A 13072-nucleotide genomic window follows, 5' to 3' on the forward strand; every position below is an offset into this window, starting at 1 on the left:
GTTGATGACGACTATGCACCACGAAGCTTACGGGAGGCTTGAGGCCGCGTGTCTGAGGGCCGGGCACGCCCGCTCGCGGCCTCTACAAGATCAAGCAGCTCATCCTCGTCAGATTGCCTGCTTGCCTCTTCCAGCACGTTATCCAGGTGGTCGCCGATACGCTCGCACCTGGTCTTCTCACGCCTTGCCTTCTGTTCCTGGAGCCTTGCTTTGCCTGTCAGCGCCTGCCCGCGTTCTTTCAGCTTATCCAGTCTCTTTGCGTAGAGATGGGGAAACAGGCGGTGGACATGCGAAAATCCGCCCATCGCCTCGATCAGCCGGGCAATCTGTTCTTCCACTTCCGCCCGCTGGCGGTTGGTGTCGGCAAGTTCCGTCTCGGCCAGCCGCTGGAGCTGGCGCTGCAGGAGCGCCAGCCGGCCGAGGGTACGCACCCTTTCCTGGCGAGGATCAGCGGCCATCGAACACCGGGACAAAACCATCGGCGAACTGCGAAAAGAATTCTCCGGACCCGAAGAAGAGCAGGAAAAGACCGCCGGTAAGAATAAAGGGAAGCGAAATGAAGTAGACCGGTATCTGCGGCGCCAGCTTGTTCACCATGCCGACGGCAAGGTTGAAGATCAGTCCGTAGATAATAAAGGGACTGATCAGCCGCAGGATCGTCATGAAGGACGCTGACAGCGTATCGGACAGCGTCACCAGAGCCATCTGCGGATCAAAACTGCCGCCGACGGGCATCAGCTCGTAGGACATTGCCAGCGCCTCGATGACAATGTGATGGAAGTCGAGCATGAAAAGGATCAATAGCCCCGTCAGCGCGATCAGATTGCCGAGCTCGGTCTGCGGATCCGGGCTCTCCAGCCCGGCCGACGCCATGGCGTTGAAACCGATCATCATGGAGACAGCCGTTCCGGCAAACTGCAGCGCCAGAACGTAAAAGCGGGCGACAAGGCCGAGAACAGAGCCGATAAGAATCTCGACAACCACAAGGGAAACATATCCGCCGGTCGAGGTTTCGACCTTCGGATAGATCGATTGCCACATCAGCGGCAGAAGAGCCATCGACGCAGCGATCGCGACGAAGAGACGAACTTGTGGCGGGACCCGGGCGCTGCCGAGCCCCGGCATGATCATGAAGCAGGCGCCGACGCGGCAGAATGAAGCAAAGAGAGCAAGGACCGTCCCTTCCGGGTCGGTGATCATGAGATCGAACCCAGAATCTCGATCTCGATGCCCTTGGCTATCTCAACGTGAGAAATGACCGGCAGCGTTGCAAAGAGCCTTTCCACGATCATGCGGACATAGGGCCGCGCATCCGGAGCCGTCACAAGGACAAAGCGCGTTCCTTTGTCGAGGTGTCCGCGAATGACCTTGGTGGCCTGCTCGCTGAATTCCTCAAGCAACGCCGGTTCGATATCGAACTCGACCACGTCGCCCTTGGGATCGCGTTTGAGCGCCTGGTGAAACGCCAGGTCCCAGCGGTTGCCCAGCCGCAAGATCCGCAGGACACCGTTATCGGCCAGATCGCCGCATAACTGCTGGGCCATGCGGATGCGGACATGTTCGACAATCTGCTCCGTCTTGCGAAGGTGCGGCGCCAGTTCCGCAACCGCCTCGAGGATGAGATGCAGGTTGCGGATCGACACACGCTCGGCCAGAAGCAGTTTGAGAACCGCCTGCAGGCCCGAATAGGACATGTGATTGGAGCAGATCTCGTCAGCCAGCTTGCGGTATTCCGGATCGAGTCTGTCGAGCAGCGCCTTCATGTCCTTGTAGGACAGCAATTGCGGCAAGTTGTTGCGGATCACCTCGCTGAGATGGGTCAGGACCACGGAAACATTATCGATGGGATGGAAGCCCTCGCGCTTCAACTCCTCCATCAGAGTTTCCGTCACCGAAACCGCCGGCAGTCCGAAGGCGGGTTCGCGTATCTCCTCGCCCGGAACGGATGGCCGCTTGCCATTGCCGATCACGACCATAACCTCGCCGACGCGCAACTCGTTGACCGCAACGGCCGTTCCGTGAATGCGAATCTGGTAGGATTTGTCCGGCACGGCGAAATCGTCGGTAACCTTGATTTCCGGGACGACAAAGCCGTATTGCGTGGCGAATTTTTTCCTGATCTTGCCAACGCGGAAGGCAAGTTCCTGATGCGAGCCAAGCAGCCTGGCCGATACCTGCTTGCCGAGGCACAGCTCGATTTCAGCCGTGTGCAGCACGTTCTTGACCGAATCCTTTTCCTGCTCCTTCTGCTCGATCAGCTTTTGCTCTTCGTTCTGGCGCACCGCCTGGGTGTGGCGTTCCAGCTGGCGCGGGATGAACCAGCCGGCAAAAGCCATGGCGCAGCCCAGCACCATGAAGGGAAGGAAGGGCAAACCCGGCACGACGGCAAGCAGCACCATCAGTCCGGCAGCCACAAACAGCGCGCGCGGATAGCCGCTGAGCTGTCCGAGGACGGCAACGTCGGTGGAGCCGACAGTGCCGCCCCGGGAAACCAGCAGGCCCGCCGCGAGAGAAACGATCAGCGCCGGGATCTGAGAGACAAGGCCATCGCCGACGGACAGTTTGGTAAAGACGTCCGCCGCGTCGCTGATCTCCATTCCATGGCGCGTGTAGCCGATGATGATACCGCCAAAAATATTGATGGCGGTGATGATGAGGCCGGCAATGGCGTCGCCGCGCACAAATTTGGAAGCACCGTCCATGGAGCCGAAGAATGAGCTTTCTTCCTCAAGCTCCCGGCGACGCTTTTGAGCGGTTTTCTCATCGATCAATCCGGCCGACAGATCCGCGTCGATCGACATCTGCTTGCCGGGTATCGCGTCGAGCGTAAACCGGGCGCCGACCTCGGCGATACGCGTCGCACCCTTGGTGATGACGATGAAATTGACGACCACCAAAATGAGAAACACGATGACGCCGATGACAAAGTCGCCGGACATGACCATCTGGGAAAAGCCGCCGATCACATAGCCGGCCGCCGTCGTGCCGTTGTGGCCCTCCGAGAGGATCATCCTCGTCGTTGCGATGTTGAGCGACAATCGTGTCATTGTCGCAATCAGCAGAATTGTCGGGAAAGACGAAAAATCGAGGGGTCGCTGAATCCACAACGCCACCATCAGGATCAGAACCGAAAATGCGATGGAAAAGGCCAGACCGATATCGATCATGAAGGCCGGGATGGGCAGGAACAGAATCGACAGGATGACGACAATGCCGATGGCAAATGTGACGTCGCGCCCCCTGCCCTCCAGCGGAGGCACTGCTACGGCTGTTGTCTCGGCCATGACAATCCTTGCTCGTTCACGACAATTGCAGCGCCTGCGGCGCGGTCATGCAATCGACGTCAAACTAGCGGACGAAACTTGCGCGAAGATGGTTGCAGCCGAACGGCGGTCGTCAAAAACCGCTTTCGATCCGCGAAAAGACAAGGGTTGTGAAGCTGTGGATCTGCGCACCGACAAACGGCGCCGATACTGCGACCGTCACCAGGATCGCGACAATCTTGGGCACAAAGGTCAGGGTGATTTCCTGAACCTGCGTCAAAGCCTGCAGGAAGGCGATGCCGACGCCGACAAACATGGCGACGAACACCGCCGGCCCTGAAGCGATCAATATGGCCCAGACGGCCTTTTGAACAATATCGAGTGCGTCGGCTTCGCTCATTCGTCCTGCTTTAATCCAAGGCTGATCTGCTCTAGGAAACCGTCATTCCCGAACCGATGGCCACCCTCTCGCCGGTGTCGAGAATTGCCACGACGCCATCATCATAGAGTTCGATCTTCTCCACAACTCCGGTGATCGATCCGTCATGGGACGTTACGGTGCGGCCGATCATCGAGCCGGCCTGGCCGATGGACGAAGCGGCCAATATCTGCTCGAGGCGTTGGTTGGTCTGAATGGTCTGCTCGACCTGCGAGAACGACGCCAGTTGCGAAATGTACTGGGTGGCGTCCATCGGCTTGGTCGGATCCTGGTTCTGCATCTCGGCGACCAGCAGTTTGAGGAACGTGTCGTAATCGACCTGCGCCTTCTGTGACGCGGTGGCCGCGGCGCTGGAACCCGTTGCTCCGGAAACGCCTGATACTGCATCTACCGCCATGGTGCGATTTCCTTTCTGATATCTTCCAGGGTCTCAACAGGCATCTGGTGATTGTTGAGAATGTCCTCTTCGATCTTGTAGAGCGCGCGTATGGCCTTCAGGGATTCAAAGACACGCCCCTCCGTCACCATCGCGTCGATATGTTTGAGTTCCGTCAGGATCTGCTCATTGCTGAAACAGCTCAAGAGCATGACAACGGACTTCTTGAACATGGCCTGCGATTGTTCCGCGCCTTCCGGATTAATCAGCATCATCTGAACAATAAAGTAGAGCTGGCGCAGGGGCGTTGTGGCATCCTCAGGCTGAAGAACGTGGTTTTCCAGAAGGAATGTCACGTCGTTGAGAAACTCAAGCCCGACTTTCCTGTCCACCCTCAGAACAGCGCCGTTGATAAATATTTTCTCGCCTGTTTTCAGCGAAATTCGCAATGAACTCTTCATTTCAGGCCGTCCCGGATTATGGATGAAATATCGATGATGCCCTCATAGTTGTCGGACTCTCCGGCCCGGATCTTCTCCGCCTCGCGAAGGATCCAGATGCCGATCGAGATCAGGTTCGCACGCAATTCCTGATCCAGCTCGTTTTCGGGAGACCCAAGGTCCTCGATGAACCGCACCCAGACCCGGTTGACGAAAAACAGGGCCTCGATGGACTCACGCGATCCCGCCCCCTTCTCGCTTGCCTGTTCGAGCATCAGGATAGATTTGTCCAGGACCTGCCGTTCACGGTCCTTGGAGTCAGCAACATCATCTTGCTGCACTTCCGCGTATGAGAACTGATACATTTCAGCTACCTTTTGCCCTCTTCGTTACTCTTCCTGCACGCACCGACTAGAGATAGTTGGTCAAACTCAACTGCTGGATTCTGGCCGTCAGTTGGTAGGATATTTCCATTTGCGTGATTAGTGTTGTCAGCCGTGTCGACGCCTCATAGGGATCGACCGATTCCAGTTCGCCGACATATTTCGACATGACGTTGATCTGGATGTTTAACGCTTCATTGGCCTTGTCGATGCGCTGCTCCGAAAGCCCAAGCTCCGCCTTTTGATGATTGACGCCCGAAATCGCGTCGCTTGTGTAGCCAATCGCCCGTTCGACCAGCACGCCGCGGGTGTCATCGGTCAAGGGCGTCGTCAGCAGCTCGGAAATAATGACCGAAGCCATCGCCATGGCCTTCGGCCCGTCGGCATTGATCGTTGCGGAACTGTCCACCACCTCATTGGCGCTAATGCGGCTGGTCATGACCGTGCTGTCGGCACTGGACCAGTCCGCATCCCAGCCTGCCCCAAGGATCAGCGGCTCGACATGATTGGTCAGGAAATCATCCATCTGGGCGGGGGTGATGCTGGATGCCAGCGGGTCGTTCTGGGTGTGACCGAAATAGGAAAGATAGGCCGCGTCGAACGAGGCCTTGGCAGTCGATCCGGGCTCGAAATAGTCGGCCATCGGCCTGATGTCCGTATTGACGCCGGCGAGCAGATATTCTCCGTTGACGGAGGCGTTGGCAAAGGCTGTGAAATTTGAGAACGACGTGCTGACCGTATCAGCGATGACGCTCAGACGGCCCTGATCGTTGATATCGACAATGCTCAGGAGTGCGCTGAGCGACGTCTGGGCGCCTTCCACCATTTGCGTCAGCGCGTTTTGCGAGGCCGAAAGCCGGTTCGTCACAAGGGCGTTGCCTGAGATGATCGTGTTCATACGCTCCACATCGCGGGTCAGCGAAATGTGACGGGATGATTGTGCACCAAGTTCCAGCCCGATATCGGCATGACGCTGGGTGACAGCCTCCTTGTGCGCATCCATAATTTCAGACTGCGCGCGCTGCATGGTCAGGCGCATGGCGTTCTGGATGGCGAGTGTTGAAACGAAGGTTGTTTTCATGGCGTTACCTCACAACCGCCATAAGTGCATTCATCATTTCATCGATTGTGGCCAGTAGTTTTGTCGACGCCTTGTAGGACTGCTCGAGCTTCAGCATAAGCGTCATCTCTTCGTCGACATTGACACCGGTCTCCTTGGAATAGGTCTCAAGGATACGCGTACTCTCGGCATGCCGTGTCTCGGACGCATTCGATGCCTCGGAGCGCCCGGCCTCCAGCCAGCCAATCGATCCGGATGTATATTCGATCAGGCCCGTCCGGCTTCCAGCGAGTGCCGTCGGGTCAAAATCCATCGGCTCGTTAAGGCCGGTGACATAGCTGTCGAGGAGGCCACTGAAGCCGGCCGCGCCCGACGGGTTAGACACATAGGCAGCACCGTTGATGCCGCCATCGCGCAGCAGCATGGGGTTTCCGGAGCCCGGCACCAAAGCCGGGTTGACCATGATCGAGCCGGACATTCCCGGCACAATCGCCGGAGCAGTGGGCACCGTTCCGCCAGCCCAAGTGAAAAGGCCAGGCATGTCTGGCAAGGCGCTGGCGGACTGGTCGTGCTCTGCAAAGGCAACAACAAGTCCGCGGGCGATTTCATCGAGCTGGTTCTGGTAGCTGGGCGCAATGGAATCACGCACCTGCAATTGTGCGGCCAACTCGCCCTTGGCACTGGTCTGCACGCCTTGGCCGACAGCCAGCGGGACACCGTCAATGTAGATGGCGTTGCCGTTCGTCGTCGGATCAAAGCCGGTGGTGGGAACAAAGCTGACGGATCTCGGGATTTTCTCAAAAAGGGTCTGACCACCGGTGGTATAGATTGCCAGATCGTTGCCCTGACGCTCGATCGTGCGGATGCCGACGAGTGACGATATCTCCCGGAGAAGGGTGTCGCGCTTGTCCAGGGCCTGCGAGACGTCTTCGCCCGAGAGTGTGCCGGCAACAACTGTCTGGTTTGTCTGTTCAAAGTCGGCAAGCAGGCTGTTCAGCTTGTCGACTCCCTGCTTGATTGCAAAATCGGCATCGAGGCGCAGTTGCTGAACCGCAGCCGAGGCATTGTTGAGATTGTCGGCAAGGTCTTTCGCGTCGGACACAACGGTTGCGGCCAGTGTCGTGTTGCCGGGGGTTGCCGAGAGGGTCTGAAGAGCCGTCTGAAGATTGCCCAGATAACGCGAAGGCGACAGTTCATTGTCGTTGCCGCCCAGCGTCGTCTTGATGCGGCTAAAGCCATCGGCGACGATAAACTGCGCATGGCTGGCCGAAATGCTGTCCAGCGACTGCGACAACAGAAGCTTGTTTTCGGTGCGGTGAACGGAAACAGAAAGCGAGCCCCCAAGGTTCGACTGCAACATGGGAGCGCGCCGCGCATAGTTCGGATTGTTGGCATTGGCGATGTTGTCCGAAACCACAAGTGTCTGTTTCGAAGTGTTCGATAATATCGACTGAGCTGTTCTAATCGCCGCTGACAGTGACATGGTTGGGTCCTAAACCTGCGAAGCCCCTAGCGCTTGAGGTTCACCAGGACGTCCATGAGATCCGAACCTGTCTGGAAGACCTTGGAGTTTGCGGTAAAGCTGCGCTGCGATTCAATCATACTGGTCAGCTCTCCGGCGATATCCACATTGGATGCCTCCAGCGCTCCCGATTTGATAGAGCCGAAACTGCCCGATCCGGCAAAGCCGGTGGTGACCACGCCCGATTCACTGTTTTGGGAGAACACATTTCCGGAAATCGGGTCCAGTCTGTCGGGGCTTTGAACATCAGCCATGGCGATGCGGAACCTCGGAGACAGCGTGCCGTTCTCATATTTGGCAAAGACGGTACCGTCTCCCCTGATCTCGACGCTCGTCACCTTGCTCGGCGCGTTACCGTTTACGGTTGCATCGCCGACGCTGAAGTCCGATGCGAGCTGGGTCATCTTGGCAAAGTCGATGGTCAGGCTCTGACCATCGGGCACAGTGAACGTCGCGCCTGTCGGACTGGCGGCCGCAAGCTGGCCATTGGTCGGATCGAAGGTCAGCGTCGTTGTCGTCAGCGGGCCTGAGGCATAAGGGAACGACGTTCCGGCCGTCGCGCCGGACTGGTCGAACACCGAGACTTCCCAGGTGTTGGCCGCAGTTTTTGTATAGTAGAAATCAAGCAGGACCTCCTCACCCAGATTGTCATAGACAACCAGCGAACTCTTTGCCGTGTATTCCGAACCGGCGGCATTCGCGGAAGGCAGCGTGCCGGTCACCACCGGTGCGCCGGACTGAAGGTTTGCCGTAAAGATGCCGTTGGTCGAGGGCACAGCCACCAGTTCGCCCTGCAACACGTTCACGGGCACAAGGCCGTCAAAACCGTTGACCACCGGCGTCGGGTTGCCGTTAGCGAAGTCATATCCCATCAACTTGTAGCCGGCGGCGTTGACAAGATTGCCCTCGCTGTCAGGGATGAACGAGCCGGCACGGGTCAGGAAAGCGGTGCCTGCGGTATCCTCGACGACAAAGAAGCCGCCGCCATCGATGGCCAGGTCCGTCGTTGATGTGGTGAACTGAAGATTGCCCTTTTCGGCAATCGCGTAGCGAACCGATGTGCTGACGCCGCCCGAGTTGTAAGATCCGCCGCCGCTCGGCAAGACCAGGGATGAAAACTCGGTTGAGCTGCGTTTGTAGCCCGTCGTGTTGGCGTTGGCTATGTTGTCGGCCACCGTTCCGAGGCGTGCCGCCTGGGCATTCATACCGGAAACTCCGGTCCGCATCATTCCATAAAGGCTCATCGCACAGTTCCTCGTTTGCTGTTGTGACAGGGGTCCTCGTATGCGCTTTTGTCAGGGTAGTTCGGCAGGCTTGCGCGAAGCTGGCTAAAGGCTGGTGGCGAACGGGAGCCGATGCGGCGTTTCGTTTGAAGGCGGACGCATGAAAGGGCCTCCGCCATAATCCGCTTACTGCCAGTCTATGCGGTAACCGAGGAACCGCTTTGAATCGACGGGGTCGAAGCCGAGCCGCATGCGAAGTTTCTTGCGAAGCTTGCTGATATGGCTTTCGACAACGTTTTCTTCGACATCATCATCAAAGATGCCGTAGATGGCATTGAATATCTGCGCCTTGGTGACCCGGCGGCCGCGATTGGCGACAAGGTATTCCAGAATGCGCCTTTCGCGACGCGGCAGTGGAAAAGGCTGACCGTCAATCTCGGGATCGCGCCCGTCGGAATAGACGCGGATCTGGCCGATCTGCGTGTATTCCTGCTCAGGCTCAAGCCTGCGCCGGATGGCAGCGGCCCTTGCAAGGATCTCACGTGGGTGAATGGGTTTGCGGACAACGTCATCGGCACCACAGTCGAAGAAGGCCAGCGTGGTGTCGAGCGACGGTTTGTCACTCACAGCAATCACAGGAGCCTTGGACCGATCTCTGATAACCCGTGGCAACACCATATTGTCACTGCCCTGGCCGATCAGAAAGGCTTCAACCGCATCGATGTCTGAATCCGCCGCCGTGTGGACCCACTCACCGAACTCGTCCGGATCGAACCCGGCGGACGGAACGCCTTCCCTGCCGAAGAGGGACGTATAGCCCTCTGTCACCAATTCCCTCTCATCAACCACTACGATCATCGTTCCGCCCCGAATCACCTTACATCCCCGTTAAACAATTGGTAACGAAAGCGCAGAATCTTCGACAATTATAGAAAGTTAATGATGATTTTTTGTAGTTGATCGCGGTGGTGACCCCGATTTGCTACTACATCTTGTGTTACTCTGTGGATAAGTGCATATTTCCTGTGGGAATGTTAATGAATGTTCCAACGAAGTTAACATTCGTGTATTGACAAGCCATTGCGGTGACACATTTCGTTCGAGCCTGCCGATTTACGCAAACTGCTATTATAGGTTGTATTTACAGAACGCCTTAGCCTGCGCCGTCCAACGGCCATAACCGGTCGCAACAAGGTTCTTTATGACACGGCAAACATATTTCCTTTGCGCCGGATCGTTGTCCGGACCGGCATGATATCGGGCAACGGCCATCGTCCAGCTCTCATGGCGCCCGCGCAACCGGGCCAGAAATTTCGCCGCATAATCGACATTGCGCGCCGGGTCCAGCATGGCTGCGAGATCTGCGAACTGATCGCGGTGATAGTAGTGATTGACCTGCATGCAGCCGAGATCAATCAACGTGCGACCATCGCGCCGCGCCGCGTGAAATGCTTTGAGTGCCTCGGACAGGTTGCGGGCAAAAACAGCCTTGCCCTCGATATTGAGCGCATAGGGGTGGAGCGAACCCTTGCGGCCGGTCTCGGTCAGCCCGACCGAATATAAAATCCCGACCGGAACACCGTGCCTTTTAGCGGCCGCAGCAATGTGACGCTCGCAAGCGCTTGCGTAAGCAACAGATGCGCTAGAGATAAACAGCGTCAGAAACAACGCGGTGCGGATCGTCATCGGCAGCTTCGTGGCCGGCCGGGCGGTCACCATGAGCGTGTTCTTCCTGACGGCCCGGGCGGCTGCCCCCACCATTGTCGGCTGAGCTGTTTTGACCCGACTGGTTCGCACTGTCACCGGTGCCAAGGCCCGCTGATTGCGAAGACTGCTGAGTAACGCCCCGATCCTGCACCGTATGCTGGACGGAAATCTGTTCGACCGCATATCCCTGTCCCTTCAGTGATTTGAGGATATGTTGCTGACTATCCGACAGATGCCGGTAGGCCTCGAGCGTTTGCGCATTGAGCTCAACAACCAGGCGCCCACCGGACAGTTTCAGTGTTGCGTCGACGGCGCCGAGCTCTGCCGGCTTGAGCTGAATCTTCAGCGTATTCACCGTATTTTGCGTGGCGTTCAAAGTGGTTGCGGAGACTGATTCAGTACCGCGCAACGCCGATCCCCACTGGCCTTCACTGGCAATCGCGTTGACAACCGAGGCCGCGCTTGACTGGGTCACTGAAAGGCCCACGAACTGGCGCGCCTCAACCACTGTGACGGTGCTCGGCGACGGCGTGGGAGATGCGTCAGCCGCCGGCTGCGGCATCGCCGTGCCGCTGAATTTCGATGCCTGTCGTTCAGCAGCGAAACCGAATATATCAGGTCCGGGTTTTCCATTGCCCGTATGGCCTGCGTTCTGCTCACCGCGGGCACTCGCATCGCGCGGCGCGACATGCGGCTGCACATCACGCTCCGGGGTACCGGCATTCGACGCAAGGGCCGTGTTGGTATTCGCCTGATTTGCTGCCTCACCGGAGCGGCCATTGTGCTGGCGCGCCGGCGAGGCCTGGACAGCCATGGCGCCTGCCGCCTGCTCCGCCGCAGATGGGCGGGTTACGGCAGCTTCGACGGTCAACTTTTCCGCCCTTTGTGCCGGTGTCGGATTATCAGTCTCGGCTCCCGCTGCTTCTATGGGCCTGGCTTCCTGCAGGACTTGTTCTTTGGTTGCCGGCTGGTTTTCCGGCATGTCGGCGGTCTTTGCATCAACGGGGAGATCCTCGCCGCCCGCTTGAACAGCCGTGACCTGCGCCGAATTGTCATCGGTTTTCGCAGCAGCTTCGCCCGGCATGGATTTGCGAAGGACAGGAAGCTCGATCGGGCGGGAAAGAGAAGGCCGCTCGCCTTTTTGCAATCCCTCCGGCCTGACGGCCGGGCCGCCGGCAGCAATGTTTTCCGCATCCGCCTTGATGCCGGTGGCAAGACCCTTTGCCTTGCCCGCGCTCTTTTTGCCGGCTTCAACCACGGCGGCACCGAATGTGCGCCCCTGATCATCTTCTGCTGGCAAAGCTTTGTGGCCCTTCGGTCTGTCTTTGCCGGCGAATGCCACCGTGTCGGCGGCGCCCTTGGCTGGACCTGACATCGGGTTGCTATTCATTGCTTTCCTCGTTCAACAGAGTATCGATATTCATCAATTTTTCGCGCTTGGACGCCATAAAACTACCGTGCATGCTGGCTTCGGGATCTTCTTCGCCCTGCTCGGTCTCCGCATCCGCACGGACTGCAGGGTCACCGGCCGGCGCAATTGCCGGCACCATCAGCTCCTCCAGCGACGTCAGATCCGGTGGCGCGGTCACCTGTTTGGCTATCGTCTTTGCCGCCTCGCGCAAAGCGAGATCGCGCTCCGACAGCTTGTGGTCCGGTATGGATGTCATCGCCTCGATTGCTTCGGTAATATTGCTGGTCGGGACTTTGGCTATACCTGCGTAAAACCCGGCAAGGTCGCGGACTACGTCGCGTTTTTCTCCCGAAAGGGCTTCTGCCCGGGACGCGGCTAGCAGCGCAATCTCCTCCTTGCCTGCGATGGTGCTCATACGGGCCATGCGCAGATAGATCTCCCGCTGGCGCGGCAAGTCCATCAGGGACAAGATGTAATCGATACGCTGCCTGTCCGCCGCATCGGAATGCAAGACAATGGCATGGACAAAAATGTCGACAAACTGGCTGGCATAGGGCGAATGAATAAAGCGCCGCACATAGCGTTCCGCATTGTCAAGCGAGCGATCAATGTCTCCGACACGCGAGGCAATATGCGTGGCGCGGCGAAGGGAGGATTCCTCGATAATCGTTCCAGGCGCGACAAGGCGTGCACGATCGAAGAGATTGAGAGCTTCGATTTCATTTCTGGTGGCGGTCACATTGGCGGCGACCAGGATCATATAGGCGCCGATCCGCGTTTGCGAATATTCCGGGAGCAGCTTCAGCAACATCGGTTGCGCCTTTTCCGGAGCACCGGAGAAATAGATCGTAAGCGCATCGGTCAGGCGACGGTCAAAATGGCCGTCCTCATCCCTTTCGACCAGATGGGCAAGTGTCTGTGGATTGCCGCCGCTCATGGCATAAATCAGTGCGGCGTCGACATTGCGTTCGTCCTCGAAAATCTGCTTGTCGGCCTCGCGCAGGCTGCTGTCGACAATCTTGAGAAGATGGCGCTGAACCTCGCCAGCCGAATGATCGCCCAGTACGACGGAGTCCTGAACATATTGCAGCGACCTTACGAACTTGTAGGGCGGTAGCGGTGCAACATCCTGAAGCGCCTGGCCGTTGGCCGGCGTTCCCATCACGATGCCCATCACGACAACCGATAGGCACACAAGGGCCTGAGCGCAGGAGAAACAAGCCTGTCGCAGCTTTGCCTTCATAGCCG

14 protein-coding genes are annotated in these 13072 nt (G+C 58.0%); all 14 read right to left on the bottom strand.

Annotated features, from left to right (window positions below; all coding sequences use genetic code 11):
- Window positions 1-11: 11 nt before the first annotated feature.
- Entirely contained in the window at window positions 12-458 is a 447-nt protein-coding gene (locus OQ273_RS16445; protein ID WP_267991582.1) for a hypothetical protein, read from the bottom strand.
- Window positions 448-1200, bottom strand: a complete 753-nt coding sequence (fliR, locus tag OQ273_RS16450) for a flagellar biosynthetic protein FliR (protein WP_267991583.1) — start codon at window positions 1198-1200, stop codon at window positions 448-450. Before fliR ends, OQ273_RS16445 begins: the two co-directional genes overlap by 11 nt.
- Window positions 1197-3284, bottom strand: a complete 2088-nt coding sequence (gene flhA / locus OQ273_RS16455) for a flagellar biosynthesis protein FlhA (RefSeq protein WP_267991585.1) — start codon at window positions 3282-3284, stop codon at window positions 1197-1199. The genes fliR and flhA overlap by 4 nt, the downstream gene beginning before the upstream one ends.
- Before the next feature lie 112 nt (window positions 3285-3396).
- Window positions 3397-3663 (bottom strand): flagellar biosynthesis protein FliQ, encoded by a 267-nt coding sequence (fliQ, locus tag OQ273_RS16460; RefSeq protein ID WP_267991586.1) that lies wholly within the window; start codon window positions 3661-3663, stop codon window positions 3397-3399.
- A 31-nt stretch (window positions 3664-3694) separates the two neighbouring features.
- Window positions 3695-4099, bottom strand: a complete 405-nt coding sequence (gene flgD / locus OQ273_RS16465; protein ID WP_267991588.1) for a flagellar hook assembly protein FlgD — start codon at window positions 4097-4099, stop codon at window positions 3695-3697.
- Window positions 4090-4539 (bottom strand): flagellar biosynthesis repressor FlbT, encoded by a 450-nt coding sequence (gene flbT, locus OQ273_RS16470; RefSeq protein ID WP_267991589.1) that lies wholly within the window; start codon window positions 4537-4539, stop codon window positions 4090-4092. Before flbT ends, flgD begins: the two co-directional genes overlap by 10 nt.
- The gene (gene flaF / locus OQ273_RS16475) at window positions 4536-4883 is read right to left on the bottom strand and encodes a flagellar biosynthesis regulator FlaF (RefSeq protein WP_267991591.1); all 348 of its coding nucleotides are present in this window, start codon (window positions 4881-4883) and stop codon (window positions 4536-4538) included. Before flaF ends, flbT begins: the two co-directional genes overlap by 4 nt.
- A 46-nt stretch (window positions 4884-4929) precedes the next feature.
- Entirely contained in the window at window positions 4930-5982 is a 1053-nt protein-coding gene (locus OQ273_RS16480) for a flagellar hook-associated family protein (protein WP_267991593.1), read from the bottom strand.
- 4 nt (window positions 5983-5986) lie between these two features.
- The gene (gene flgK / locus OQ273_RS16485) at window positions 5987-7444 is read right to left on the bottom strand and encodes a flagellar hook-associated protein FlgK (RefSeq protein WP_267991595.1); all 1458 of its coding nucleotides are present in this window, start codon (window positions 7442-7444) and stop codon (window positions 5987-5989) included.
- 26 nt (window positions 7445-7470) lie between these two features.
- Entirely contained in the window at window positions 7471-8727 is a 1257-nt protein-coding gene (locus tag OQ273_RS16490) for a flagellar hook protein FlgE (protein ID WP_267991596.1), read from the bottom strand.
- Between the two features lie 165 nt (window positions 8728-8892).
- Window positions 8893-9564 (bottom strand): response regulator transcription factor, encoded by a 672-nt coding sequence (locus OQ273_RS16495; RefSeq protein ID WP_267991597.1) that lies wholly within the window; start codon window positions 9562-9564, stop codon window positions 8893-8895.
- Window positions 9565-9834: 270 nt separating this feature from the next.
- Window positions 9835-10392, bottom strand: coding sequence for a transglycosylase SLT domain-containing protein (locus OQ273_RS16500; RefSeq protein ID WP_267991599.1), 558 nt, complete (start codon window positions 10390-10392; stop codon window positions 9835-9837).
- Window positions 10349-11803, bottom strand: coding sequence for a flagellar hook-length control protein FliK (locus OQ273_RS16505; RefSeq protein WP_267991600.1), 1455 nt, complete (start codon window positions 11801-11803; stop codon window positions 10349-10351). Before OQ273_RS16505 ends, OQ273_RS16500 begins: the two co-directional genes overlap by 44 nt.
- The gene (locus tag OQ273_RS16510) at window positions 11796-13067 is read right to left on the bottom strand and encodes a chemotaxis protein (RefSeq protein WP_267991601.1); all 1272 of its coding nucleotides are present in this window, start codon (window positions 13065-13067) and stop codon (window positions 11796-11798) included. The genes OQ273_RS16505 and OQ273_RS16510 overlap by 8 nt, the downstream gene beginning before the upstream one ends.
- Between the last annotated feature and the right edge of the window lie 5 nt (window positions 13068-13072).

This window comes from Hoeflea prorocentri (genome assembly GCF_027944115.1).
Taxonomy (GTDB): domain Bacteria; phylum Pseudomonadota; class Alphaproteobacteria; order Rhizobiales; family Rhizobiaceae; genus Hoeflea_A; species Hoeflea_A prorocentri.